General features: G+C 41.3%; 33 protein-coding genes and 1 pseudogene. 28 read left to right on the top strand and 6 right to left on the bottom strand.

The window, feature by feature from the left end:
- Positions 1-34 precede the first annotated feature (34 nt).
- The gene (locus tag ACFQWC_RS12745; RefSeq protein ID WP_377107669.1) at positions 35-844 is read left to right on the top strand and encodes a class I SAM-dependent methyltransferase; all 810 of its coding nucleotides are present in this window, start codon (positions 35-37) and stop codon (positions 842-844) included.
- A gap of 218 nt (positions 845-1,062) precedes the next feature.
- Here ACFQWC_RS12745 and ACFQWC_RS12740 read toward each other — a convergent pair whose 3' ends face one another.
- From ACFQWC_RS12740 to ACFQWC_RS12730, 3 genes are all read right to left on the bottom strand, one after another.
- Positions 1,063-1,608, bottom strand: a complete 546-nt coding sequence (locus ACFQWC_RS12740; protein WP_299742559.1) for a hypothetical protein — start codon at positions 1,606-1,608, stop codon at positions 1,063-1,065.
- A gap of 95 nt (positions 1,609-1,703) precedes the next feature.
- Positions 1,704-2,387, bottom strand: coding sequence for a hypothetical protein (locus tag ACFQWC_RS12735; protein ID WP_299742562.1), 684 nt, complete (start codon positions 2,385-2,387; stop codon positions 1,704-1,706).
- A 168-nt stretch (positions 2,388-2,555) separates the two neighbouring features.
- Positions 2,556-3,305, bottom strand: a complete 750-nt coding sequence (locus tag ACFQWC_RS12730) for an alpha/beta fold hydrolase (protein ID WP_299742565.1) — start codon at positions 3,303-3,305, stop codon at positions 2,556-2,558.
- A gap of 117 nt (positions 3,306-3,422) precedes the next feature.
- Between ACFQWC_RS12730 and ACFQWC_RS12725 the strand changes: the two genes are divergently transcribed.
- From ACFQWC_RS12725 to ACFQWC_RS12710, 4 genes and pseudogenes are all read left to right on the top strand, one after another.
- Positions 3,423-4,082 (top strand): TetR/AcrR family transcriptional regulator, encoded by a 660-nt coding sequence (locus tag ACFQWC_RS12725; protein WP_299742568.1) that lies wholly within the window; start codon positions 3,423-3,425, stop codon positions 4,080-4,082.
- A gap of 292 nt (positions 4,083-4,374) precedes the next feature.
- Positions 4,375-4,911: a DUF4269 domain-containing protein gene (locus ACFQWC_RS12720; protein ID WP_377107666.1), complete on the top strand. Its 537-nt coding sequence runs from the start codon at positions 4,375-4,377 to the stop codon at positions 4,909-4,911.
- Positions 4,912-4,943: 32 nt separating this feature from the next.
- The gene (locus ACFQWC_RS12715; protein ID WP_299742574.1) at positions 4,944-5,576 is read left to right on the top strand and encodes an HD domain-containing protein; all 633 of its coding nucleotides are present in this window, start codon (positions 4,944-4,946) and stop codon (positions 5,574-5,576) included.
- Between the two features lie 112 nt (positions 5,577-5,688).
- Positions 5,689-5,925: pseudogene (locus tag ACFQWC_RS12710) on the top strand (DUF6143 family protein); the annotation flags it as partial.
- A gap of 133 nt (positions 5,926-6,058) precedes the next feature.
- Here ACFQWC_RS12710 and ACFQWC_RS12705 read toward each other — a convergent pair.
- A complete protein-coding gene (locus ACFQWC_RS12705; RefSeq protein ID WP_341357580.1) occupies positions 6,059-6,241 on the bottom strand; it encodes a CsbD family protein in 183 nt (60 codons plus the stop codon).
- 273 nt (positions 6,242-6,514) lie between these two features.
- On the opposite strand from ACFQWC_RS12705, the gene ACFQWC_RS12700 reads away from it, so the two are divergent.
- From ACFQWC_RS12700 to ACFQWC_RS12665, 8 genes are all read left to right on the top strand, one after another.
- Positions 6,515-7,180 carry a Type 1 glutamine amidotransferase-like domain-containing protein gene (locus tag ACFQWC_RS12700; RefSeq protein ID WP_341357581.1) on the top strand — a complete coding sequence of 222 codons (666 nt, stop codon included), beginning with the start codon at positions 6,515-6,517 and terminating at the stop codon, positions 7,178-7,180.
- A 1-nt stretch (position 7,181) separates the two neighbouring features.
- A complete protein-coding gene (locus tag ACFQWC_RS12695; protein WP_299742580.1) occupies positions 7,182-7,802 on the top strand; it encodes a kinase in 621 nt (206 codons plus the stop codon).
- A 16-nt stretch (positions 7,803-7,818) separates the two neighbouring features.
- Positions 7,819-8,535 (top strand): zinc dependent phospholipase C family protein, encoded by a 717-nt coding sequence (locus ACFQWC_RS12690; RefSeq protein ID WP_377107662.1) that lies wholly within the window; start codon positions 7,819-7,821, stop codon positions 8,533-8,535.
- A 49-nt stretch (positions 8,536-8,584) separates the two neighbouring features.
- Positions 8,585-9,334 (top strand): class I SAM-dependent methyltransferase, encoded by a 750-nt coding sequence (locus tag ACFQWC_RS12685; protein WP_341357973.1) that lies wholly within the window; start codon positions 8,585-8,587, stop codon positions 9,332-9,334.
- A gap of 32 nt (positions 9,335-9,366) precedes the next feature.
- Positions 9,367-9,705: an NIPSNAP family protein gene (locus tag ACFQWC_RS12680; protein ID WP_377107660.1), complete on the top strand. Its 339-nt coding sequence runs from the start codon at positions 9,367-9,369 to the stop codon at positions 9,703-9,705.
- Positions 9,706-10,165: 460 nt separating this feature from the next.
- Positions 10,166-10,996 (top strand): glycerophosphodiester phosphodiesterase, encoded by an 831-nt coding sequence (locus ACFQWC_RS12675; protein WP_377107658.1) that lies wholly within the window; start codon positions 10,166-10,168, stop codon positions 10,994-10,996.
- 108 nt (positions 10,997-11,104) lie between these two features.
- On the top strand, positions 11,105-11,290 hold the full coding sequence (locus ACFQWC_RS12670; protein WP_377107656.1) for a DUF4083 domain-containing protein: 186 nt from the start codon (positions 11,105-11,107) through the stop codon (positions 11,288-11,290).
- A gap of 47 nt (positions 11,291-11,337) precedes the next feature.
- Positions 11,338-11,886 (top strand): class I SAM-dependent methyltransferase, encoded by a 549-nt coding sequence (locus ACFQWC_RS12665; RefSeq protein ID WP_299742592.1) that lies wholly within the window; start codon positions 11,338-11,340, stop codon positions 11,884-11,886.
- A 419-nt stretch (positions 11,887-12,305) separates the two neighbouring features.
- On the opposite strand, the gene ACFQWC_RS12660 is transcribed toward ACFQWC_RS12665, so the two are convergent.
- A complete protein-coding gene (locus ACFQWC_RS12660) occupies positions 12,306-12,839 on the bottom strand; it encodes a GNAT family N-acetyltransferase (protein ID WP_299742595.1) in 534 nt (177 codons plus the stop codon).
- Between the two features lie 976 nt (positions 12,840-13,815).
- On the opposite strand from ACFQWC_RS12660, the gene ACFQWC_RS12655 reads away from it, so the two are divergent.
- From ACFQWC_RS12655 to ACFQWC_RS12610, 10 genes are all read left to right on the top strand, one after another.
- Positions 13,816-15,006, top strand: coding sequence for an MFS transporter (locus ACFQWC_RS12655; RefSeq protein ID WP_341357586.1), 1,191 nt, complete (start codon positions 13,816-13,818; stop codon positions 15,004-15,006).
- A 99-nt stretch (positions 15,007-15,105) separates the two neighbouring features.
- Entirely contained in the window at positions 15,106-15,402 is a 297-nt protein-coding gene (locus ACFQWC_RS12650; protein WP_377107653.1) for a hypothetical protein, read from the top strand.
- A 68-nt stretch (positions 15,403-15,470) separates the two neighbouring features.
- Positions 15,471-15,926, top strand: a complete 456-nt coding sequence (locus tag ACFQWC_RS12645; protein ID WP_341357588.1) for a GyrI-like domain-containing protein — start codon at positions 15,471-15,473, stop codon at positions 15,924-15,926.
- 62 nt (positions 15,927-15,988) lie between these two features.
- Positions 15,989-16,213: a hypothetical protein gene (locus tag ACFQWC_RS12640; protein ID WP_299745684.1), complete on the top strand. Its 225-nt coding sequence runs from the start codon at positions 15,989-15,991 to the stop codon at positions 16,211-16,213.
- Positions 16,214-16,430: 217 nt separating this feature from the next.
- Positions 16,431-17,099 (top strand): hypothetical protein, encoded by a 669-nt coding sequence (locus ACFQWC_RS12635; RefSeq protein ID WP_377107651.1) that lies wholly within the window; start codon positions 16,431-16,433, stop codon positions 17,097-17,099.
- 26 nt (positions 17,100-17,125) lie between these two features.
- On the top strand, positions 17,126-17,428 hold the full coding sequence (locus ACFQWC_RS12630) for a hypothetical protein (RefSeq protein ID WP_377107649.1): 303 nt from the start codon (positions 17,126-17,128) through the stop codon (positions 17,426-17,428).
- Positions 17,429-17,530: 102 nt separating this feature from the next.
- Positions 17,531-18,049 (top strand): hypothetical protein, encoded by a 519-nt coding sequence (locus ACFQWC_RS12625; protein WP_299745692.1) that lies wholly within the window; start codon positions 17,531-17,533, stop codon positions 18,047-18,049.
- 359 nt (positions 18,050-18,408) lie between these two features.
- Positions 18,409-18,888, top strand: coding sequence for a DUF2975 domain-containing protein (locus ACFQWC_RS12620; protein WP_299745695.1), 480 nt, complete (start codon positions 18,409-18,411; stop codon positions 18,886-18,888).
- 10 nt (positions 18,889-18,898) lie between these two features.
- Positions 18,899-19,123, top strand: a complete 225-nt coding sequence (locus ACFQWC_RS12615) for a helix-turn-helix domain-containing protein (protein ID WP_299745698.1) — start codon at positions 18,899-18,901, stop codon at positions 19,121-19,123.
- A 34-nt stretch (positions 19,124-19,157) separates the two neighbouring features.
- Positions 19,158-19,949, top strand: coding sequence for a DUF817 domain-containing protein (locus ACFQWC_RS12610; RefSeq protein WP_341357974.1), 792 nt, complete (start codon positions 19,158-19,160; stop codon positions 19,947-19,949).
- Positions 19,950-20,023: 74 nt separating this feature from the next.
- On the opposite strand, the gene ACFQWC_RS12605 is transcribed toward ACFQWC_RS12610, so the two are convergent.
- The gene (locus ACFQWC_RS12605; protein ID WP_377107646.1) at positions 20,024-21,799 is read right to left on the bottom strand and encodes an extracellular catalytic domain type 1 short-chain-length polyhydroxyalkanoate depolymerase; all 1,776 of its coding nucleotides are present in this window, start codon (positions 21,797-21,799) and stop codon (positions 20,024-20,026) included.
- A gap of 233 nt (positions 21,800-22,032) precedes the next feature.
- Here ACFQWC_RS12605 and ACFQWC_RS12600 point away from each other — a divergent pair, with 233 nt between their 5' ends.
- The 5 genes from ACFQWC_RS12600 (at position 22,033) to ACFQWC_RS12580 (ending at position 25,780) form a co-directional block, all read left to right on the top strand.
- Entirely contained in the window at positions 22,033-22,884 is an 852-nt protein-coding gene (locus tag ACFQWC_RS12600) for an SDR family oxidoreductase (RefSeq protein WP_377107644.1), read from the top strand.
- 107 nt (positions 22,885-22,991) lie between these two features.
- Positions 22,992-23,960, top strand: a complete 969-nt coding sequence (locus tag ACFQWC_RS12595; RefSeq protein ID WP_341357592.1) for an ATP-binding cassette domain-containing protein — start codon at positions 22,992-22,994, stop codon at positions 23,958-23,960.
- Positions 23,950-24,729: an ABC transporter permease gene (locus tag ACFQWC_RS12590; protein ID WP_299745710.1), complete on the top strand. Its 780-nt coding sequence runs from the start codon at positions 23,950-23,952 to the stop codon at positions 24,727-24,729. Before ACFQWC_RS12595 ends, ACFQWC_RS12590 begins: the two co-directional genes overlap by 11 nt.
- Positions 24,730-24,895: 166 nt before the next feature.
- Entirely contained in the window at positions 24,896-25,291 is a 396-nt protein-coding gene (gene spxA / locus ACFQWC_RS12585; protein ID WP_299745713.1) for a transcriptional regulator SpxA, read from the top strand.
- A gap of 72 nt (positions 25,292-25,363) precedes the next feature.
- Complete coding sequence (locus tag ACFQWC_RS12580; RefSeq protein ID WP_341357593.1) at positions 25,364-25,780, top strand: RrF2 family transcriptional regulator; 417 nt, start codon at positions 25,364-25,366, stop codon at positions 25,778-25,780.
- Positions 25,781-25,808 lie beyond the last annotated feature (28 nt).

Raw genomic sequence — 25,808 nt, 5'->3', positions numbered from 1 at the left:
TATATAGGTAAAAAGTGGAATATAGGTGAAAAACATGAGTAAGATCATTCAGTATTACAATCAATTCGATGAGTGGGGAAGACTTGAACGTGAACCAGTAGAATTCCAGGTGAATTGGCATTATATAAGAAAATATATGCCCCAAACAGGCAATGTACTTGATAATGGTGCAGGACCGGGGAAATATTCAATGGAACTTGCCAAAGCTGGTTATCAGGTAACACTGACCGATTTGACCCCAAGATTAGTTGAAATCGCAAAAGATAAAGCGAAAGAACTTGATTTAGACGAACAATTTGAAGGGTTTCATGCTGCAGATGCCAGAGACCTTTATCTGTTTAAAGATGAACAGTTCGACTCCTCATTGATGCTCGGCCCTATGTACCATCTGCAGGAAGAAAATGACCGTATTAAGGCAATGGAAGAATTAAAAAGAGTGACGAAAAAGGATGGATTGGTCTTTGTTGCCTTTATGCCTAGAATTAGACACATCCTTACATCGCTCTTATCTCCTGACAATTGGAAACCAAACAATGATATGGATACCATTTTACAATTTTCCCAATCAGGCTGCTTTAATCACGCAGATGAAGGACGTTTTACTGGCGCGTATTATTTTAATATAGAAGACATCAATCCTTTTATGGAAGCAAACGGATTTGAAACCATCGAGCTGATAGGTTCCAATGCAGGAACGGTTTTGAATCATGGCCATTGGGAGTACTGGAGAGAAAAAGGAGAAGGAGAAGTAAGGAAATTAATTGATTTAATTATCGAGAAGGCAACAGACCCTTATATCCTTGGTATTTCCTCTCACTTGCTTTATATTGGCAGGAAAAAGTAACTCTACTATACTTTCTTTATGATCGAATGAAGCCCGCTGTATTAAGGTCAATCTATAGATGGATTTGAAAGGGCCATTACCTTTTTCTTTAAGAAAAGCAGCTACATTCATCTTTTTGTAGCTGCTCTCCTTCATTATCATTCAAATGATTTCTTCAGAACATTAACCTATAATTCCTCTAATCAAAGCTACTCGAATTAATGGATAGTCATAATATATTAGCTGAGGGATTTAATCTCATCAATCAATCTCTTTATTTTACTGCTGGGACCACTGTCAGATAAAGACTTCCTAAACTCAACATAAAATGCTCCTTCAGCCAATAAGCTATCCACCAATTTTTTTTTGGGAAGACAAACTGTGATCATTTCATAAACTGTATTCCAACTTGGATCCCAATGATTCCAAGTGAATAATATAGAGTCGTTTGAATCTTCTTTCATTAATTTCATTTCCCAATCCAATGTTCGCATCGAGAAGCCGCTAATACCATGACCATATTTCAAGCAGTGTTTCAAAGATTCAAGAAGTGAAAGCCATAATTCATCAACATCATCCCATTCATTAAAGGTAGAAAGAGGTTTTTGATAGATGGAAATCGTAACAGCACCAAAGATTGAGATTCCATCTGACTTGATTAATTGATTGTTTCCATACTCTTTTGACAAAGGCTCGTCAAGAGGTGAAAAATCATGATAGATAGCACCATTTAAGGTCATCTCTTTACAGTCTTTTTTTGAAATGTATGTCTGAATTGTTAACATTCATAAATCACCTTTTATAAAGTATTTAGATTTCTAGATTATAAGGTTTTCGAGTTACTCATAAATGCCATTTTCAACTCATGTTCCTTCCGTTCTTAGAGGGCGTCTTTTTGTAAGGTCTTACTTTGGAAGATTGCAGTACCGAGTAAGGAGGTTATTAAACCTAGTTCAAAGAAATTTGTGATGGCTCCGCTCTCAATCGGTAAACTTACAGCACTTCCGATAATCATTGCAAGGCTACCGGCAAAAAACCACTTCCATTTTTGTTTACTCCAAATGATGATTGAAGACACAAGCAATACAAGAGATACGATTAGTACCATTACGGGCGGGCCATTTGAAGGTTCGTCAGAGCTATAGCTTAGGACACCATTTTCCATATTCGCCACTACATGAAGTCCTGCTACCTCAGTAAAAAGTTCAAATAATACCAATGAAAAAGTCAATGCATAAGCAGAAAATGTACTGAAAGGTTTCTGAGCCCACAATACTTCTCCTTGCTCCAATGTTTTCCAGGAAAACAACACAAGAAGAGGGGTAAAAAATGCATGTATCCAAAATCGTGCGAGGTTTAATCGTTCTAATAGTAATCCTTCCCCTATGAACTGACCTATTGCTATGATTCCGTTGTCATAGATAAGGCCGACAACAACCGGCAATAAAAAAACTATACTTTTTAATTTGTAAGTTCTTAGATAGATCACTCCAATTAACAGAATCCCGATGTAAGCAATTGAGAAAAAGCTAAATAGAAATGTATCGATTGGAATTCCCTCCATTCTTGTATTCTTTAAATAAAAGACAAATAAAACATTTATGTGAACTTGAGCGCCAGCACAATTAATCGAAACCCCAAGCCAGAACAAAACTATCGGTTGAGAAAAAATATTTCAACTGTGATAACCATTATTTGTTTGAATCACAAACGAATTCTTTTCATTTCTTGATTATTTCAAATCATTCTTTTCTAACCAATTAATAGTAGCCTTTACCATGCTATCTTGTTGTTGCTTGACAGAAATAGAAGCTTGATTGTCACCTTTTTGTTTTCCGTAAATGCCAAATTGGCTGTGGTTTCCACCTTTTATTTCATACATGGCAGCTTCTGTTGACAAGAGATGTCTTGTCTCAGTTATTTTGTCTATCGTCGATAACCCATCTTTTTCAGCGTATATTGAAAGCATAGGAATGTTTTTATTGGAGAAATCAGTTGTTTCACTAGGATAAGATCCTAACAAAATCACACCATCAATTTCACTTGGATGATCATAAGCAAATGTTGAAGCTGAGACGCCGCCTAATGAATGTCCACCCACTATCCAATTTTGGACGGATGTATGGCTGTCCATTATCTCTTGCATTTTGTTAGTATCAAACAATGAAAAATTAAGGTTCACATTAGGGATAGCAACTAAATAACCTTTCTCTGCTAATTGCTTACCATAGTAGCTGTAAGCTTCAGGTTCAACTTTTGCACCAGGATACACCACAATTCCTACATGATTATTTTCAGTTGGATTAAAAATGATCCAATCCTTCTCATAGTTGATTTCATCTTTATTTATGAGGGTGTAGAGTGTCTGAGACGGTTCATACGTCTGTTGTGACCATGTATAAAAACCAAGAAAACTTACTACAAAAAGCAAAGAGATACCGATTAAGAAATAAAATATTTTTCTTTTCATATCATTATTCATTGTCCCTTCTTCATCTAGAGGCTTATTTCCATATTTGTTTTTTTTACTAAATTTATTACAATAGATTGAGTCAGTATACTTTTATTAATTATATATACCTGAAGGTTAATTAATCAAATGTTTTATATTGTATTTTTTTTGAACATCAAGGAGGTACCTATGAATAGTGAGTTACCGAAGAAAAAACCTGGAAGACCAAAAATAAAAATTGAGAACAATCTAACGAGGGAGAAAATCTTAAAGACATCTGCTCATCTGTTTCTAACATATGGATATGAGGGTGTTTCCATGGAACAGGTGGCTGAGGCTTGTAGTGTGACCAAAGCTAGCGTTTACTATTATTTTAAAAACAAAGCAAACTTATTCTCAGTCGCTGTGTCAAGTATGTTCCAACGAATCACGATACAAACAGAGAAACTTTTACATAGTTCTAATGGCTTGAAGCAAAAATTATATGAAGTCACACTCGATCATTTAATGAGACCCCACATTGATTTTGAAACGTTATTAAAAGAAGCTGCTTTCTCACTAACAGAGAATCATATTCAGGAAATTCGAGATGCCGAGAAGGAAGTTCATAAAGCGCTGGAAGATATATTCAAGCAGGCTATGGAAAAAGGTGAAATAGTAGTAACAAACCCATTATTGCTTGCACATGCATTTTCTACAGTGGCAATGATTCGAAACAAAAAGGATTTAATAGAGGAATTAGGAGGGCCCCAAAAAACAGCACAAGCTTTAGTTGACCTTTTTTGGAAAGGTATTGGTCCAAAATAATTAATTATTAATATATAAGACTGGTGACGGGTAATCAGTGTCCAACTCAGCTGGTGTTGGCTAAAGAGGATGTATGAGTTTCTTGAAAGTAAAACAATGGCAGCAGCTTTGTTTTTGTGTGCTAACCTGAAAAAGCTCTAAGCTGAACGTGTATCTTTTCTTTCTGTATTAAACTGTATTAAATGGGATGAAGTCATGTAAATAAAATGCCCTGATTAAGATAAAAGATTCCTCGGATAAAAAGAGTTGGTATTTTTGCATTTTAAGATCGTCAGGCAGGGATGGTGTACCGATGATAGATTTATTCGCACGTATGAAAAAGGGGACGGACAGGCAACAAAAGGCATATGCAGTCATCATGGAACTGGATATTTTGAATGCCATGAATACCTACAATCCTGTTCTATGCGGTACCGTGCCAATTGGGGTAGACATTGGGAGTTCAGACCTGGACATCATTATGGAGGTACAGGAATTTGAGTCGTTTGAGGAATTGATCCTAACGTTATACAGCAAAAACAATGGATTTACAATCAAGAGGAAAACGATTAATGGTAAAGAAGTCGTGAAGGCGAATTTTATCTTTAGTGGTTTTGAGTTTGAGTTGTTTGGCCAAGCCCAACCAGTACATAAGCAACATGCGTATCTCCATATGCTGATTGAACATGAACTTTTGCAAAGATATCCTGCTCTTAAACAAAAGGTGATACATCTCAAAAACCAAGGATACAAGACAGAGCCGGCGTTTTGTAAGCTTTTTGATATTACGGGAGACCCTTATGAAGGCTTGATCCGTTTTGGGGTTGGAGAAGGGATTATCACGGGGTAGGTAGTTGAAATTCAATGAAGAGGTGAGCTTAAATGAAAAATAATCTATTAAATATATTAGATCTCATCAAACTTGGAGAAAAGTTGAAATCTGAGATGAGGCACAGCTGGCTGTCCAATGGCAGACAAGAAAGCGTCGCGGAGCATACATGGAGGGTTTCCCTAATGGCGATGTTGATCGAACCTTACTTAACTCAGAAGGTGGATTCGGCTAAGTTATTAAAAATGATCATCATACACGATCTGGTTGAGGCTGAAGCAGGTGATATTCCAGCATTCGATACAATGAACGATCGAATAGCGAAGGAACAAAAGGCAATCAATGAAAGGAAATCCATCGAGAAAATAAAGGAAATGTTAGGGAACGCTTTAGGAAATGAACTATACACCTTGTGGTTCGAATTTGAAGAGAAAACGACATACGAAGCCAAAGTAGCCAATGCGCTGGATAAATTAGAAGCCCAAATTCAGCATAACGAAGCGGATCTCTCCACATGGCTGGACATCGAGCACAAGATGAGCTTTATGATGGACAACCATGTTGGGTTTGATCAAACATTGCAGCTCTTCAAGGATATCATTGAAGGTGAGGCGGAAGTGAAATTGAAAGAGGCTGGGATCGATACGGAGAAAATGAAAGGTACTTCATCACCACTATTTACTTAGAATATCCCGTTTTTGGCTTGATTTGAATGAAAGTAGTGTGTAAACCTTTCAATCTAGGGGCTTATAGAGGTCAATGGGGTCCATCACCATCCATTGACCTCCCCTCCCTAAGCCCGAAGTGAGAATCGCATATGCGGATGATGTTGAAGGGCTTCCAAGAAAAGGGGTAATGGCCTTTAGGCGGATTGTCCCCCCGCGAAGTACGTTGGCCAGTGATGAAGATGGTAAATTCATCTTTCCACCAGGAGGGTCATTTATCCTTTTCCTGGTAGCACCAGATCATGAAATCATACAGGCGGAAGTGGCATTTGGCTGGTTTGAAAAAGCTGAGATGGATAGTTGTAAATGATTCTGCCGGACTGATGGTGGGAATGAAAAAGGACGATACTTCTGCTTTTTCCTAGTAAGCAGAAGTATCGTCCTTTCAAGGTTTATATGCAGTATGGCTTAAACCCACAGAGGGTACAGCCGCCTGATTTCAGTTACCAACTTTTCTTAAAGGATTCCTTCACATCGCCAAACTTTTCCTGAACCTTTCCTTTATCTTTGTCGCGTTCGCCTTCCGCAATTTTAGAATCATCGTTTGTAAGTTTACCCAAACCTTTCTTCAAATCTCCCTTTGTCTGCTTACGCTTTCCTTTTACTTGATCATCATTTATTCGCATGTTTCCCTACCTCTTTTCATTCATTTAATGTGTTATTATTCAATATCCAAATGGGGTTAAGAATAAACAAAAAGTTTGTCGAAAAGTAATAGTAATTTATGCTAATTCAGTAACATGAAAGAAATATCCGGCTGACCTTTCATACGAACGGAGGTTGATCAAGAATTGTTTAAGCTTCTTTTTTACGAAAATAATCATTGAGTTAAAAGGGTTAATTTGAAATAATTGGTAGAGGGGAATAGTTGAAAAACGATGATTAGGGGGCAGGTAAACATGGTTAACTTATTCCTGTCCGGCGGAGGAGATAAGGAACAGACAGAAATAATAGATAAGGAATTTGTTAAGGCATTAGATCTTGATAAGCCGTTGCTATATATTCCAATCGCGATGCAGGGGGAAATTCCTTATAAAGACTGTTCCAAATGGATACATAGTGTGTTTAAACCTCTAGGCATTACTGAAATAGAAATGTGGACTGATTTAGAGGCTGTGTCTCCAGAGGATCTAAGGAAATTCTCCTCCATTTATATCGGCGGAGGCAATACATTCTATTTGTTGAATACCATACGTGAGACAGGCTTTGATACGATTTTAAAAGAATATGTAGACAATAAGGGGATTGTATACGGAGGGAGTGCCGGGGCAATTATTTTTGGCAGAGATATTTTAACATCTTCCCATATGGACTCAAACCAGACAAATATGAAAGCCTTTGAAGGATTCAACTACATAGAAAATTATTCAGTATGGTGCCATTATGAAACTAGTAACGATGACTTAGTTAAAGAATACGTAAACAAATATGGATTTTCTGTCATTGCATTACCAGAGGAAGCGGGCATTGTTATGAGTGAGGCTACATTTAAAGTAATAGGTTCGTCTCCTGCTTATATTTTTAGAGATGGGGATAAATATGTTGTTGAACCAAATGGGGAATAAGATGTCAATTGTTCAAATAAAAGAAACGTTGCTATCCCGATATCAAAAAGAGTTCTCGGAAAACCGTCGTTTCATTGTAGGTATCGATGGCTTAGGAGGAGCAGGTAAGACCACGGTTGCAAAAGAGCTTCGACATGCATTGGAGCTTTCAAATCATGAGGCTTCCATCTTCCACCTTGATGATCATATTGTTGAAGCACATAAGCGATATGAAACCGGGAATGATGAATGGTTCGAATATTACTTTCTCCAATGGGACATTGGATTAATCGAAACAGAGCTGTTCAAAAAGCTTCATGTTAACAGCGGCTCTATTACCCTCCCGTTCTATCACTCTTCAACGGATACAGTCATTACAAAACCCATCCATCTTGCCCCTTCTGCCATCATCCTTATTGAGGGTGTCTTCTTACAAAGGAAAGAATGGAGACGATATATTGATTTTATGATCTATATTGATTGCTCTCATGAATTAAGAGTTGAAAGAGTATTGGGCCGTGACCTCTATCTCGGTGACGATCAAGCAAGGCTTGATAAGTATAAAAGAAGATACTGGTTGGCTGAAGATTACTACATGGATGAGGTGGATCCGGTAGGGAGTGCGGATTACATAATTAAATAAAAAGGGGACTACGAATATGGCGACTTGGATGGTACATTTCAGGATTGCAGAGAACCTGCTGAATAAGGGGTTACTGGTATCTGAAAAAGAGTTTGCAGTAGGGAATATTGGGCCGGATTGTGGTTTGCCTAATCAAGTGACGGGAGAATTTTTTCCTGACAAAAGAGTAACCCATTTTAAAGTCGATGGGAAGATCAATCCAGGTTTGTTTCTGGATCAGTACATAAAGAAAGATAGAGTTGATTTTACCAGTCCGAGGTTTTCATTTTATTTAGGGTATTATCTTCACCTCGTAACGGATGTGGAATGGAGTCGGATGCATAGGGAAAAAAAGAAAGAGCCTATGTATCAAGACATACTGGGAACGCCTGACTATACTAAAAAGATAAAAGGTGATTGGTATGGTTCGGATTTTGTGTATTTACATGAGAATAGGGATACGATTTTTCATCATGTATTTCAACAGATTAAGAGTTTCCCGGATTACCTGGATATTTTTCCTGAAGAACAGATTTCAAAACAGATTAGACGAATTACAGAATTTTATTTAGGTGATTCGTATGCTTTTGCATTGGATCCGGAATATAGGTTTGATTATTTAACACCCGATGAAGTGTCTCAGTTTGTTAGCACGACGACCGAGATAGTAGTGGCTCATCTACAAGCAACTTTTGATGAAGAAATGTTGTGGGACCAACGACAGAAACATGAGATTTCAATAAGTAAAGGGTGATGTCTTGTTTCATTCATGGACCAAAATAGAAGACAAAGGGGATGTTAAAATGCTGGATATTCTGAAACAAAATAAAAAAAGCTGGGATACAGTCGCCCGCCATTTTAATGGAAAGGATGCATTGCCGAGTTACGGACCGTTTACACAGACGGAAGACGAATTGAGGCTGTTTGATGAAATCACCAGCAAAAAGGTGCTTGATATTGGATGTGGCAGCGGACACTCATTACTTTATATGAAGGATATGGGTGCCCGTGAAATATGGGGCGTTGACCTGTCAGAGACTCAAATCGAGACGGCAAAAGAAACGTTAAAGGGGTTAAATGCCAATTTATCCTGTTCGCCCATGGAAGAAGACATCGGGCTGCCAAAGGATTATTTTGACATCGTCTATTCGATTTATGCGATTGGCTGGACAACAGACCTGTCATCTACTTTAAGGTTGATTCACTCCTATTTGAAAACAGGTGGTTCAATGATCTTTAGTTGGGATCATCCCTTATACCCCCATATGAAAAGTGAAGGTGGCCAAATCTATCTGGAGGGTTCTTACCAGGAAGAGGGAATCACTACGTACCCGAACTTTAAAGGCGAAGATGCACCTGTCGTCATCCCTAAACGAAAACTGAGTACATATATAAATGAAGTCATCAAAGCAGGATTTACGGTTGAATCGGTTATTGAAAGCGACGTATCAGCAGCTTTTGACTCAGTGGAAGAGGAAGTTTCTGATCGCTATTACTCATTATATAAGGCGAGGAAATTTCCTACTACGATGATGATCAAGGCAAGGAAATGATAAGACGCTCATTTATTTAAAGGGGGGCCATCATGTTCTATAGAAGAAAGTTCTATCTAGTCAAAAAAGAGTTCGTCGAAACGTTCAATGCTCATTTCAATTACACCAATCTGCCGAACCAGCTTAAACACGGATCGCGACTGGTTGGCCGCTGGATGAAGGATCATGATGAAGAGACCGTTGAGATCTTTGCGATTTGGGAATACGACAGTCGCGACGATTATATGAGGATTGAAACCAGCATCAGGAATGACGAAGAGCATCTGAAACGGATCAGGGATTGGTACGAACAGCATGGCGGAAGGGAACATGTGGCTAAGGAATATATCATCGAAATGAGGAATGAGGAGTTGGAGACGACGGTTCGATGAGTTAGGTGAGGGATGATGAAAAATTTCACGGACTGAGGATCAGACCCTGTTTTTATTGGAGTTGTTAGGGTTCCGCAATAAAGAAAATTCGACATGGAGGATCAATTAATCCAAAAAAGGATTAATTAATTGGAAATAGGATCGATAATTGTTATACAGGTTTGATTATTCTCATTCAGGATTGAAAGTGGTTCAAACAGGATCAATTATGGATGAAGGTCGGATTTCTACTGCCCATCCGATCACAGAATCCAGGGATGATCGGCATCACGTCCCCATTTATAAGTAATATGGCTCAATAGCTCATCTATATCCGATCAATTTGTAAAAATACGTAAGAAAAAAGGTCGGATTTTGTTCACACAATCTATATCAAGCTGTATTGTTACCTTCACATCAACTCAACATCTCTTTCCTACAATAAAGTAGAAATACATATTCAGGATTGGAGATGAAGAAGATGAACAAAAAATTATTAATCGGTACAGGGGTTGCATTTTCATTGTTATTCAGCCCGTTCAGCCAGGCGTTTGCAGAAGAACCGACAGCAGGGGAAAGAAAACAGGTGGATAATGTAGCACACCGCGGGGCAGCAGGTTATGCACCAGAAAATACGATCACCGGTTTTGATGTGGCAGTTGATATGAAGGCGGATTACATTGAAATCGATGTTCAACGAAGCAAAGATGGTGAATTGGTTGTCATCCATGACACAACGGTGGATCGTACCACAGATGGAACGGGAAAAGTGGCGGACTTAACCCTTGAACAGCTTCAAAGTCTTGATGCAGGTAGTTGGAAGGGAGAAGCATTTGCAGGAGAACCGATTCCGACCTTTGAAGAAATTCTTGATCGTTACCACGGTAAGGTTGGGATTTTAATCGAATTAAAGGCTCCAGAACTTTATCCTGGTATTGAAGAACAAGTGGCAGAAGCATTAATAGAACGGAATCTCGACAAGCCGCAAAACGAAAAAATCATTTTACAATCCTTTAACTTTGACACTATGAAAAAAATGGACGAGCTGCTTCCTCATGTTCCGGTCGGTGTTTTAACTTCTAACCGTGCACTTACAACAGAGGAAGCATTAAAAGAAATCTCAACCTATGCGGAGTGGTTCAACCCAAGCTATGGAATCGTGACAGAAGAAGTCGTGAAGGAAGTCCACTCCCAAGGGATGCAAATTGGATCATGGACGGTACGCAGTCAAGAAGCAGCAGACTTCCTATTCGACATGAACGTCGACGCGATCATCACGGATTATCCGGATTATGTAGATCCTAGAAACTAATATTCTTTTAAAAGGGAGTGGCTTCTGCTGCTCCTTTTTTTGTATGGTTGCCGGGGGCAGACTCCAATCTTTATGGTATGATTATCCAAAAAGAAGGTGTTATTCGTTATGAATCTCGGAGATTTACTCTATCAGTTGGTCATCTTTTCATTACTGCTGGTGGGAGGCGTATCTTTCACCCTGTTCATCAGAAGGCTTATCATCAATCGTAAGAAAGAGGTTCAGGCTTCAGATGATCTCCATAAGAAATTAGATAGAATCATTGAATTGCTGGAAAAGCAAAACCAAGGTTAAAGACCGATCTATTAAATTACGTACAAAATGAAGTGAGGTACTAGTCAATGAATGAACTCAAGATCGTTATCGGCGCAGGAGAATATGTGAATAATCCTGGCTGGATCCATACACAGGAAGAGGATTTAAACTTATTAGACGAAAGTAAATGGAAAAACAGGTTCCTTGAAAGTTCTGTAGATGTCATCTTGGCTGAACATGTCTGGGAACACCTTACATACGAAGAAGGATTAGAGGCTGCTGAACTGTGTATCAAATATCTGAAACCTTCCGGATATATTCGTTGCGCCGTCCCAGATGGCTATTTTCCCAATGAATCTTATCAGCATATTGTACAGGTTGGAGGACCAGGTCCAAAGGATCACCCGGCTGCGGGTCATAAGATCGTTTACAATTATCATACGTTGACGAAAATGTTTGAAACGGCGGGATTTAAAGTGACATTACTTGAGTATTTTGATGAAGAAGGAACGTTTCATCAAAATCATTGGGACGGGGCTGACGGGGTGATTTTTCGTTCTAAGAAGTTCGATCCTAGAAACGAGGGGGAAAAGCTGGCGTTTCCTTCTTTAATTATTGATGCTGTTAAGCTATGAGGCGAATGCCTGGTTCTTGATTAAGTAATCCGGGTATTTTCCATGAAACAACTTTAATCTGGAATTTCGGTTACAGAAAAAAAGAAAATTCGACATGAGGGATTAATTACCTTCAATCAGGATTGATTCATTGAATGAAGGATCAATAAGTTTGAAACAGGATTAATTATTCTGATTTCGGATTGAAAGTGGTTGGAACAGGATTAATTACTGAAGGTTTTCTGATCATTCAAGCGGAATCAAGAGATAATAGTTGAGGTTTTCCTCGTACTGTTAATGATAAGTTGGTTTTTATCGTAAGTTGGCTGGTTTCGATGGGAGTTTACTGGGTCAGATCCTTAAATTTAAGTGAAGAAAAAATAATAACTCTAAAAAAGAGGCTGTTCCGGTCCTTTTCCCGGGACAGCCTCTTATTAACTTTATTCCGAAAAAGCTTTCGAATAATGAACGACACCCTGTACATTTCTAAGAGAATGCTCCGTCAATTCCAGAGCCATAAATACTTCATCAGGCACTTCAAACGGAGGCTTGATCTTCCATAATGTCGCTTGTTTAAAGCCAAACTTCGGATAATAGTCTTTATGCCCTAACACAATCACGGAATGATAACCGATCTCTTTAGCCTTTTGCAGGGCTGCACGTATCAATTGGCTTCCAATACCCTTTTTTTGAAAGGAGGGTGCTACAGACACGGGAGCCAGTGCCAGAGAATCTGCCACTTTATCATGATCGACAATGGTGATTTTAGAAAGTAGGATGTGGCCGACCACTTCATGGCTTTGATGGATGGCGACCAATGAAAGCTCAGGAATAAACGCATCTGATTTTCTAATTTTATTTACAAGCAGATGCTCTTTCTTGTCGCTATACTCCTCATGTAAAAATGCTTGTTTCGTCATTTCTTCTGTCATGCTATATTCTTCAGGGCGTTCTTGTCTAATGAAGATATCCATTTATAGTCTCCTTCTCTTTCATTAAAGTTATCGGGTTTATAAATGGTACTTTCCTAATGAATAGAATCATTAAGAAAGTTTTCATCCCAGTAATAAACAGTTGTTTAGCAAACAAAAACCTCCAAATTAGTATGAATTCATTATATATAGTTAGGATTTCGAGAGCAACCGGTATAAGGATCAGAAGAAGTCAGCTTGTCCAGAACCAGAAAGAACTATATAATAAAAAAGAATCTTAAACATAAAGGAGGGAATATTCATGCATTCGTTCACTGTAGACATCAAAGCCGAGAAGAAATATCTTGTTTTCATGATGTCTATTTTTGGAATTTCAGCTGTCCTCGGGACAAGTATGTCCTTTTTTAGCTGAATTTCAATAATGCGAACGAACGTATGAATTCCTGAAAATAGCGAAAGCCACGGGGAATGATTCCCTGTGGCTTTTTTTGATCTAGCTCCGGCGGCTAGAGGCTCGAGGTCATAAGATGAACTGGCCAAAAAGGCAAAAAGCGCCTTTCCGGCATGTTCATCTTATGCTTGTCGCCTCTGAACGAGCCGCCTCCGCTTTTTTTGATCTAGCTCCGGCGGCTAGGGGCTCGAGGTCATAAGATGAACAGGCCCAAAAGGCAAAAAGCGCCTTTCAGGCATGTTCACCTTATGCTTGTCGCCTCTGAACGAGCTGCCTCCGCTTTTCTTGATCTAGCTGCGGCGGCTAGAGGCTCGAGGTCATAAGTTAAACATGCCAAAAAGGCAAAAAGCGCCTTTCCGGCATGTTCACCTTATGCTTGTCGCCTCTGAACGAGCTGCCTCCGCTTTTCTTGATCTAGCTGCGGCGGCTAGAGGCTCGAGGTCATAAATTAAACATGCCAAAAAGGCAAAAAGCGCCTTTCCGGCATGTTCATCTTATGCTTGTCGCCTCTGAACGAGCCGCCTCCGCTTTTCTATTAACCTTATGTTTATGAGAGGACGAAATGACATGATTAAAACAAAAAACAATATATATCTGCTTTATTTTTATCTCTTTTTTGCCCAGTTGTTCTTTGACCGAGCGTTGTGGGTCATCTACCTTGGCGATAAGGGGATGACCTTCGGTGAAATCGGCATATTGGAGGCGTTTCTCCACTTGGCCATTGTCCTGTTTGAGGTTCCGACCGGGATGATCGCAGATTTGTATGGGAGGAAGGTCAGCCTGGTGATCGGGAATGTGTTCAGTCTCCTTTATGCCTTGTTCATGCTGATGAGCGGGACGTTTTCGATGTTTACCCTGGCCTTTTTATCCATGGGTCTCATGGTGACCTTTCATTCCGGTGCCGAGCAGGCGTTTGCTTATGACACGTTGAAGAATGAAAAGCGTGAGAAGGATTACACGAGGATAATCGGAAGCATGACGGCCATTTCCCTTTTATCATTGAGCCTTGCCAAATTCCTAGGGGGATTCATGGCAGAGATCAGCTGGGAATGGGTATATGGTGCAACCATCGTCACCCATGTCCTTGCTGTAATTCCACTGTTTTTCATGAAGGAGCCGGAACGTGAAAAGACGGAGGATATCGGCGGAAGATGGTATAACCAGTGGGTTCATCAATTTAAATTAGGGGTTGCCGTTTGGAGAAATAACACGGTCATTCACCAGCCTGTTGTGCTATTTATCTTAGCGAGTGCAGTCATGGTGATCATGGTGTTCTACGGACAGGAATACTTCATTCAATTAGGGTATTCGCCTGTCGTGGTGGGAGCGGTGTTTACAATCGAAGGGCTCCTTGGTGTCCTGATGGCGAAGATCGCTTACAGGGTGGAGGCGCGATTTAAGTTCTTCAATATTTTATATTATGGCTTAGGTATTTTTCTCTTCTTTTTCATCCTGTTCATTTTCGCCACGGACTGGGCGATCCTGATATCGTTCCTGATCCTTGCACAGCTCTTGAGTCTGTTCGAACCGATCTTCAGCTCATTCGTGCAAAACTTTCTGCAAAGCAATATCAGGTCTACTTTCCTTTCGCTGATCGGATTAATGGAGAGCTTCGTCATCATGATCAGCTTTCCGCTATTCGGATTTGCCATTGAACGAACGGGGTTTACCGATGGGTTTGCGGGCCTGCTTCTGATTTTCTTCGTGCTGGCAGGCGGGTATTTGGTTGGTCAGAAATTTATTCAACGGATCAGGTAAAGAATGAGCTTCTCACTTTTAGGTGGGAAGCTTTTTTATCATCACGCCAGGAAAATTATGTTAAAATATTGAGGGGTAATACTATACTAGAGGGTAAACATGAAATATCTTTTTGATTTTTTTCTGGCAGTATCTTTGAATGGTCTTTCTTATTACATCGCAAGCTTCGTTCTTAGAAATGGTTTGCCTTTTTGGCAGGCATTGATTATCGGCTTTTATGTCGTATCACTCGGGGCATTGACTGAAGCTTTGGGAAGCCCGATGTGGTTGATCGTATTGGTTCCATTTCCAGTGGGGATGTTCTTGCTTTACTCATTCCTTCAAGTACCGGTTCCTCAATGGTTTTTGCCTATTTGCTCACTCTTGCCATATACACCGTCATCCATATACCGATGAGTTATTTCTTTAATTTCCATTCGTTCATTCCGGCATGGAAACTATCTTAATCAAAAGGAGAGATTGTTGTGAATGCTGAAAAGATGAAAAAGACTTTCCGAGTAGTAGGATTAAAAGGAGAAGGAGCTTTCACTGATTTTAACACGGAGGTACCGAAGCTTGCCCGGCAATTTCTAGAGAGGTTACATGAAATCGAAGCCGAGCAGGGTCCTGAAATCGCCCTTTATGAACCTAAGAGAGCTTCGGACCATCTGGAAGGCATCTATTATGTCGGAATCATGGTTGGCGAATCATTCACAAACGTTCCGGTCGGGATGGAATATATCGAATTGGAAGAAGAATATGTTACGGCGAAAGGAAAAATCCATCACATTGGCAAGCTTCATAGCGAACTTGTACAGTGGATGGATGACCGGGGATATAATAGAAAACCGGATTCCTATATTGTGGAGACCTATCATCCTTTGGAAAATGGCGAGGAAGACGTAGCAGTTTACTTACCTATTAAAATGCAAAATTCATAAAAGGTAACAGAGGCTCATAAGCCGTGAAACCGGCTCAATATATTGAAAGGGGGTTGTTCAAGATGAAATTTCTCTGGGCGGCTGCAAACATTCTGATGCCGGTTTTGGTATTATTTCTGGCTTTTGCTACCTGGATCGGGTACATTGCAGAAGATATCCCGGAGTATTATCACTTTAAATGGGCAGCCCTTCTTCTTTTCTTAGTTGGGTACGCTATACAGTTTTATAAAAAAACAATCGGTCTGCTCATCGTATTGTTAAGCCTTGTTAGTTGGTTTTTATTGTAACTGGCTCGCCATCATTGAAAACGCAGGTTAGTAGAATTATAAGTTCAAGGCATTAACAATGACTCGAATGATTTCCATAAGATTTTTGATGCTTTTCATTAAGAAACAGACTATGTAAAAGAAGGCGGTCGGTGAAACAAGGAGTTATTTAATCCCCATGAGAGAGATGGTTGAGTAAGCTGGCGGTTGGATGAATGATTCAGGGAGGAGACATGAAATGCAATTATTTCATTATCACTGTTGGACGGACAAAGTGGAGGAAATGGAAAGGTTTTATCAGGAGTCAGGATTTGAAACCACGTTAAGAGTCGGTCGATACAATGGGGAAATGCACACATTCAATCCTCCTTTAAACTGGGAGGATTTCCGGGATAAAGACATTCGATTTAGAATCATCGAGATGGTCAAAGGTCAAACCAATCTGACATTGGGACACGGAAAAAGGGATATGTTCGACCATATCGGCTTCTTGGTTAAGGATCCTGAGTATTCAAAGGTCATAGAAAGAGCGAAAGAACTAAAGTGGAAGGTAAATGAAGGCGAACGAAGAACATTCATATCCACTCCCTGGAAGTTTCGGATCGAACTTCAAAAAAGGCGGGAAGTGGTCACTGAAGAAAAACACCCATCTATCCAAGCGATGGAGATTCACATGCCCTTCTGTGAAGACCCTGCCTTAGTAAGCAGCCTATTAGACTTTGAACTGATTGAACAATCTAGTGGAAAAGTAAAAATAAGGGACGGCGAGTGCACCCTTACTTTTTGCAACAGTGAGAAAAAGGAAGCGAGTCTGCATTCCATTATGTACCTTGCCAATCAAGATTTTAACAAGGTAGATCCTGTTCATACCACATTAATAGGAAGAACACAAAAATTGAATCAGTGAAACGACACCTTTTTATAATGGGGATTTTGATCCTGTTCGTAGCATCTTGCGGCAACCAGGACGAAATCACCGACCCTCACTTTATGTGGAGAGGTAATAAGTATATCACTACCTATGAACCAATAGAGGAAGAGCGATTAGCAGAACAGGTGGGTGTGATAAAAGCAGAGGTGGAAGGCCCTGTTGATGAGAATGGGGAAGCCAGGGGTCTTCCGGAAGGCACGCTCCTTTTTAAAATTGATGATCAAAAAGAAAGTCCCGCAGACATGATGGCTTATCATATTGGGGATCGGTTTTATATAGCCAGAAAACTGGTCGTCTATCAATAAGCAAGCGTGGAAACCAACAGGATTGCATCTGTGGTCTTTCTTTAGAATAACGTAAATAATAAATGACCTATCTTATCATGTGGATCAGGAAGGGGGAATTTCGTGTTTTTATTTATCGCATTGGCGCTGCTCTTTCTTAATGTGGCGTTCCTTATATTAAAGCTAGTGGCTCCTTACTCGGAAATGATGAACTCATTTAAAACTGTGAATGGATTTTGGAAAGCTCAAGTGGCTTGTTTGGCTTTTGTCTTGCTCTTCGTATTTCTCCATTTTTCAGGGGAAGAGAGGGCGAAATGGCATACTAGCCCGGACTTTGTTTCAGATGGTCATTTGTATTTGGGTGATGAGAAGGGGAGCATCGAATACAATTCATTTGTGGTGGAGGAAGAAAACTTTGAAACGAATCTGATACTTCCTGAAAAAGCCGTAGGTGCAGATAAAGTGCGCCTTCTATTTTCTCACGATGGACACGGAAAAAAAGCACCGATAGCGTTACCGCATTCCCGGGAGAAGGAACAGCCAGTGACGCTGTGGTTTCCTGAAAGTGGGCAATGGAGAATGGATATTGAAATAAATGGTTCCGTTTACTCCTCGGTTGTGTTACCTGTCCAAGAGAAATAACTGGATCACAGGGATAGGTCCCATGGTTTATAGTGGAATAAGAGCCAAGGGGGTCTGTCCCTGGTTCATCTTCATTCCTCTCTTACTGATTTCGTATCAGGTCGGTGTAAAAGACAAATGTGGCTGCTGGCCGGTTTCAATGAGAAAATGCCCATTTGTTCGATTTTACTATTTAAATGGTTATTGGGGTTTGTCCTCCACACGTTGAGTGTAAGCGTGCAGGGTGGGCAGATCCCATTTTTTTGTCTTAGAAATTATCTGATGACCATAAAAATTATTAAAAATAAATAAATATTTATTGATAAACAATAAATTTGGTGGTAGATTTAAATTAACAATCAATAAGCGAGGTGCTTTTAATGAAACGGGAAACACTCTTTTTAAAGATCGCTCTATTTCTTATCGGGATTCCAATTGTTGCTTTGTGCGTCTTGGGATTACCTTGGTTAGCCATGGATGTGGCAGAAAGTGATTCGAGGCTTGCGTATGTGGTATATGGCATTCTAGTCGTTATGTATATTTCCGCTATACCGTTTTTCATTGCATTGTTCCAAGCCTTCAAACTTTTAAGCTTTATTGACAAGAACAACGCGTTCTCGGAATTATCCGTAAAAGCGTTAAAGAATATAAAGAAAAGTGCCATTGCCATCAGTCTTATATATGTATCAGCGATGCCGCTCTTTTATATCTTGGCGGAGGTTGATGATGCCCCTGGTATCATATTGATCGGGATGATCTTTATATTCGGTGCAGCGGTGATTGCGGTCTTTGCGGCTGTTTTACAGAAGTTACTGAAAAATGCCATCGATATCAAATCTGAAAATGATTTAACGGTCTGAGGTGAAAACAATGACAATTATCATCAATATTGATGTGATGCTGGCTAAGAGGAAAATGAGTGTAACAGAGCTCTCGGAAAAGGTTGGAATCACGATGGCAAACCTCTCCATATTAAAAAATGGAAAGGCAAAGGCGGTGCGATTCTCGACGCTGGAGGGAATTTGCAAGGCTTTAGAATGTCAGCCGGGAGATATTTTGGAATATCAAGGTGATGAAGACAATCAAGTTGAATAAAGGAGAGGCTTTAAAAACATAGGAGGAACACATGATGAGAGCACTAATACAACTCGTTCGATTTGGTAGGGAGCAGGCCCTTTCATGTTTGTTTCCCGTCGTTATTTTTGCCTCATTGGCTCTTACACAAATCATATCGCTTCCCTTTCTGTCGCGGTATGACTGGCTGCTCATCATCTGTCTGTTCATGCAGCGGGTGATGGTGCGATCAGGACTGGAAACACGGGATGAATTGAAGGTGATCACCTTATTCCACCTGATTGGTCTGGCCCTTGAACTGTTCAAGGTCCATATGGGTTCCTGGGGGTACCCTGAGGATGGGTATTCAAAAGTATTCGGAGTGCCTTTATACAGCGGTTTCATGTACGCGAGTGTGGCAAGTTACCTTTGCCAGGCGTGGAGGAGGTTGAAGGTTGAACTGGTTCAGTGGCCGCCGTTCATTGTCGTTGTCCCCCTTGCATCTGCAATTTATTTGAATTTTTTCACCCATCATTATTGGATCGATATCCGATGGTGGTTATCAGGACTTGTCATAATCGTCTTTTGGAAATCCTGGGTTAAATACCAGGTTGGTGGAACATGCTACCGTATGCCCCTTGCCCTTTCATTTGTACTCATCGGCTTTTTCATATGGATTGCCGAAAACATCGCAACCTTCTTTGGAGCCTGGGAATATCCAAACCAAACCGATGCCTGGAGTCTCGTTCATCTGGGGAAGGTAAGCTCATGGCTCTTACTGGTGATTGTGAGCTTTTTAATCGTGGCTACATTGAAGCTGGTGAAGGGGAAGAGTTCTGTCAAGGTAGGAACCAGTCACTATTCATAATGTCATAGAAAGGATCAGTCGTTCAGGGACGACTGATCCTATCTTACTATAATCAGCACTAACGAATGTATCGTTTAGTTCGGCCCGTTTATCAATAAAACCGGGGACAAATCACCATTTCCACCTCCATAGAATTCAATGGAATTTGCGTTAAAACCGGCGGCTGTTGTGGCCTTCAGTTTGAATTGAGTCCTGCCATTGCGATTGAGTTGCGATAGAGCGGACGCCGGAAGCTCTACATCGATGTAGCTGGAAACGGCAGGTGGTTGAAAGCTAACAAGGTTACTCAGACTTGCACTGGCTGAATAATCACTTTGTTCAATGGCGGCAGTTCCAAAGGTTCCGCTTTTTATGTCCATGGATATGGAGGAAATCGTACCTGTAAAGGATTTGGTGTAAAGGCGGACCTTGGCGGTGTCTATGGGCAAGTCTCCCAGTACAGTGGTGTCAAATGATAGGAGTCCTCTATAAGTGTCTGTATTGTACATTCCTTTGTCCCCGACTTTGATATCACCGGTTCCTATGCCATCGGCTGTGAAGCGGCCTGCAAACCCATCTTCCCCTGATAGGGAAGAGAGAGTTACATGTTCACTTGGGGCGCTATCATCGATGACATATTCTTCTTGCTTTATGGTTTCAACATTACCGGAGCTGTCCTGACTGAAAAATTTGAGGGTTGTATCCTCCAAGATGTCAATTGCTCCAGTATATAAGGTGGATTGGGAAGAAGGGACTGAGCCGTCTGTCGTGTAATAGGTGTCTGCTTCTTCATTTGTCAGCAACTCCACCTGAATGGGCTGACTGTATGTTCCTCCCTTGGGATTGGCTGATGTGATGGGGGCAACTTCATCATTTTCACTATTTTCCTCTGAGAATGAATGGAAGAATTCCCACATCATCCTGCTGGCATCGGGACCTTGAGGGTCTGTATAGCTTCCTTGCGAACTTCCTCCAGACCAGGCATGCCCCATGTTTTGAACATTGACCTTCTTCATCCAAACCTTCCCGTCCCCGCCTTCATACTCATTCACAGAATAATTTCTCCCCCCCGATACGGTTCCATTCACCGTTCGTTCAGGCTGGTCATCCATCCATCCGTCTTCTGAAGCGTCTTGTGCTAAGTCATTCGTGACGGACCATTGAGTGATCACTTGTTCCCCATTAACCGGGTAGACCGTATAATCAGAAGTTCCGTGAAAGACGATGACGGGTACTACGGCTGCTCTACTTCCCATTGCCTGATAGGCCGTCCTTCCTTGTCTAACAGGGTCGGGGCCTCCACCGGACATGGCTGAAAAAGCTGCGGTGGTACTGGTAGCGGCTTTATATTCGAGTCCTGCTCCCACACCGATCCCCGAGAAGAGGTCTGGATATGTAGCCCCCATGATGACACTCATGGCTGCTCCGGCAGATAGTCCGGCAACATAGACATGTTCATCCTTTATAGAATAACCATCCTTTATAGTGTTCACTATGCCGGCAATAATGGCAGGTTCCCCGCTTCCCCTCGACTGATGAGCCGTCTCAAACCAGTTCCAACACTTATTTGAATTAGAACTGCTGGTTTGTTCAGGGTATAGGACCAAAAATCCCTTTTCATCAGCAAGTGCATTCATTTTTGTTCCGGTCGCGAACTGACTTGCATCTTGTGTACATCCGTGGAGCATGACATATAAAGGGTATGACTTACTTCCGTCATACTGCTCGGGGACATACAGTTTGTAAGGCTTTCCTCCATAGGAACCATTCAAGAATTGGCCGGCAGCAAAAGATGAACTTGGAGACAGTGTGAATGCACTTAACAACACCAAAGCGATCGTCACAACCCAAACATGTTTACATATCTTCATAAAAATTCAGCCCCTTTCTAGCAAAAGTGTAAAGATTGGGAGTTACAAATAAGTTACATGGCTTTTATTCAAAATTTCTAGAGTTCGTAAAAGTAAAATCGAAAATAGCTGATAAATGCCTTTAAGTTCCTTGGTGGAGAGGATAAATTGTCCACAGAAGAAAAGAATAAAAGAAGCAAAAAAAGTGAACGAATAACACTTATGCGATTTTATACTATGGGAGTGAGATGAAATTGACGATACTCGTTACGGGCTTCAATGGAAAAGTGGGGATAGAAGTTGCCAAGAAATTGAAAGAAAGAAGCATTTCCATGAAATGTGCTGTGAGAAATGTTGAAAAAGCAGAAGAGAATTTTGGAGACGGATACCGTTTCACTAAATTGGATTTAGCCGAGCCCACTACATTTGATGGGGCACTGGAAGATGTGGATCAGGTCTTTCTCATCTATCCACCTGGAGACAAGCTTGAGTTTCAAACGTTTCTCGAGGCTATCAAACACAAGGGAATCAAGCATATCGTTTACTTATCCGTCAAGGATGTTCAATATCTGCCTTTCATCCATCACTATAAAAACGAAAAGCATATAAAAAAACTTGGCATCCCGTATACCTTTATAAGGGCAGGATATTTCATGCAGAACCTGCAAGACTTTTTGGGTGATGAAATCAAGGAAAGAAGAAGGATTTTCATACCTGCAGGGAAGGGGAAAACCAGCTTCGTCGACACCCGTGACCTTGCAGAAATCGCTATCCACGCTTTTCAAAATCCTGGGGAGCATACGAATAAGAACCACGTGATTACCGGGGATAGAGCACTTGATTTCTATGAAGTCGCTGATCGTATGACGACGATTCTTGGGGAGAAGGTTCACTATTCCAATCCGACTGTTAAGGAATTTAAATCGTATATGTTGAAAAAAGGGGAAAAAGAGGATTTCGTGAATGTAGTCATCGGCATCCATTTTCCAACCAAGTTAGGGCTGGCAAAAGGGGTGACTCATGAGTTTGAAAGAATAACCCATACAAAGCCCATCACCATTGAACGTTATATTGAAGATTATAAAGAGAATTGGGTGAAAAATTGATTTCTACGAGTCCAATCTCCCGTTTATTCAAGCACATCACCCTGCACATATTAAAGGATAAACCAACCCCCTCCTCGAATAGGAATAGAGAGAATGGAGGGATGCTCATGAATGGCAAGATCGAGGTTGAGAACTTAACCAAAACGTTTAAAAAAGGAAACGTACAAGCGGTAAAAGGCATAACATTCCAAGTCGGGGAAGGCGAGTTTTTCGCCTTTTTAGGTCCCAATGGTGCCGGGAAATCAACGACGGTCCAAATTCTGACGACGCTGATCAATGCTTCTTCAGGAAAAGTGGAAGTGGCAGGTTATGATGTGATCCGGGAGCCGGAGCATGTTCGCCGGCATATTGGCGTTGCCCTGCAGGAGACGGGGGTGGACCCCGATCTGACAGGACGGGAGATGGTAGAACTACAGGCGTACATATTCGGCTTCGGGAAGGAAGAGGGAAGAAGGCGTGCTCAGGAGCTGCTTGAGATCGTGGATCTGTCAGAAGCATCCGAGCGAAGGATCGGCGGTTATTCAGGAGGGATGAGGAGAAGACTGGACCTTGCCCTCACTCTGGTCAACGAACCGAATATCCTTTTCTTGGACGAACCGACAACGGGACTTGACCCGTCGAGCCGGGCGGCGATCTGGAAGGAACTTCGCCGGCTGAATAAGGAGAAGGGGACGACGATTTTTCTCACGACACAGTATTTAGAAGAAGCGGATTCCCTGGCGGACCGGATCGGCATCATCAATAAAGGTGAAATCGTCGCCATGGGCTCGCCGAAAGAATTAAAGGCAGAAATCGGTCAAGACTTAATTACCCTCACATTGAAAGATCCTGATGGCATCCAACGAAGCGTTGAACTGATCGGGATGCACATGGAAGGAGTCGACGTTCTCGCTCAACAAGACAAGATCCTTGTATATGTGGAAGAAGGGACAAAGCAGCTTCTCGAGGTCGTCCGTATCCTGGACACAGAAAACTTCGGGATCATCGATATTCAATTGTCTTCCCCCACCCTTGATGATATCTTCCTGAAATTGACGACTGAGGCGAAAGAGGGGGTGAAGAGCCATGGGGAATAACGTTTTCAAGGATACATGGTTGATGACGGTCCGGAATATCAAAACCACCATCCGAAACCCATTCTCATTCATTCCTAACTTGATCATATCTGCTTTCTTCCTTCTTGTTTATGAAGGTGGATTGAGCGGTATTTCTGAACTTCCAACCTTTGAAGGGGCAGACTATCTCGCCTTCATCCTGCCTGTTTCCATCGTATCTGCTGCCATTGGAGGAGCAGGGGGAGCGGGGCAGAGCATCGTGAAAGATATTGAGACCGGTTTCTTCTCAAGGTTGCTTCTCACACCGGCATCTCGCCTTGCCATCGTGTTAGGGCCGATCATCGCCGGGATGCTTCAGCTTCTGGTTCAAACCCTTCTGATCATCGGAATGGCTTTCTTACTCGGCTTGGAAGTCAAAACCGGGTTTGCCGGCGTATTGTTTGTCCTGTTAATTGCAATCGGCTGGGGCCTTGCCTTTGCCGGTTACTCCGTCGGGATTGCACTGAGGACGAGAAATGCCCAGGCAGCCCAGGCGGGGACGTTCATCTTTTTTCCACTGATTTTCTTAAGTACGACGTTCGTTCCTTATGAATTGATTGAAGCGCAGTGGTTAAAAATCGCTGCTACCATCAACCCGACTACTTATGTATTTGAAAGCATGCGCACCGCTCTCATTGATGGGTGGGTATTCTGGGAGTTGATGCAGGGAGTGATCGCTATCGTAATCGTTTGCGCCATCACGATCACCTTTGCTGCCGTTTCGGCCAAAGGAGCTGTATCACGGAAATAATGCAGCAAGAGAAATCCTTCTCTCAATGGGGAGGATTCTTTTCATAAAAATGGTTGACATCCTTAACTGTAAATATTATTATTACAGTGTACTCGGAAATAAAGATTATATTTTTTATCATAACTGTTACTTTTTTTATTACATTTTAGAAGGAGTGTGTAAACACATGGTCAATTTATTTCTGACACCAAGTTGTACGTCCTGCAGGAAAGCAAGAGCGTGGCTTGACGAACATTCAATACCTTACGTGGAACGTAACATGCTGACAGAACCGTTGACACCTGATGAGATCAAGTCGATTCTTCGCCTGACGGAAAATGGAACAGAAGACATTATCTCAACTCAATCAAAGGCTTTCAAGGAATTAAACGTAGACATCGATTCTTTGCCACTCCAAGATTTATATACAGTAATCAAGGAGAATCCGCAAATGCTGCGGAGACCCATCATGTTAGATGAAAAGAGATTGCAGGTCGGTTATAACGATGAAGAAATCCGCAGCTTCCTGCCAAGGAAAGTGCGTACCTTCTCATATAATGAATTGCAAAAGCTTGCCAATTAACGAAAGCCGGATTCTTGACAGTCTAAACTGTAAAAGTTACCATTACAGTAACATCCGTGAAGGAGGCAGGCCATGAATAGCGACTTTACATTAGCCATCCACAGTTTAACGTACCTGGCACTGCAAACGGACCGCATGTCTACAAGCGATTCCATCTCAGAAAGTGCCGGCGTCCATCCGGTCCGGATCCGCAAAGTCCTTAGTCTGTTGAAAAAGCAAGGATTCATCACGTCTAAAGAAGGAACGGGCGGTGGATTCATTTTTGCAAGGGAACTGAGCGATATCAATCTGTGGGATATTTACAAGATCACATCAGAAGGCGCCCTGCAGCCGAAATGCACAGCATCCAACGAAAAGTGTCTCGTAGGAGCGAACATGAAAAATGTCCTGTTTCAGATTTTCCTTGGCGCAGAAGAACAACTGGGTGATTACTTAAAGGACTATACCATCAAAGATATCATCGAGATGATCAATCAAGAGAAAGCATAGAAGGCTTTCTTTTTACATTAAATGTAAC

The organism is Rossellomorea sp. GCM10028870, assembly GCF_042666755.1.
Classification (GTDB): Bacteria; Bacillota; Bacilli; order Bacillales; family Bacillaceae_B; genus Rossellomorea.
The sequence above is the reverse complement of the archived record's forward strand: the minus strand, read 5'-3'. Positions and strand labels throughout refer to the sequence as shown.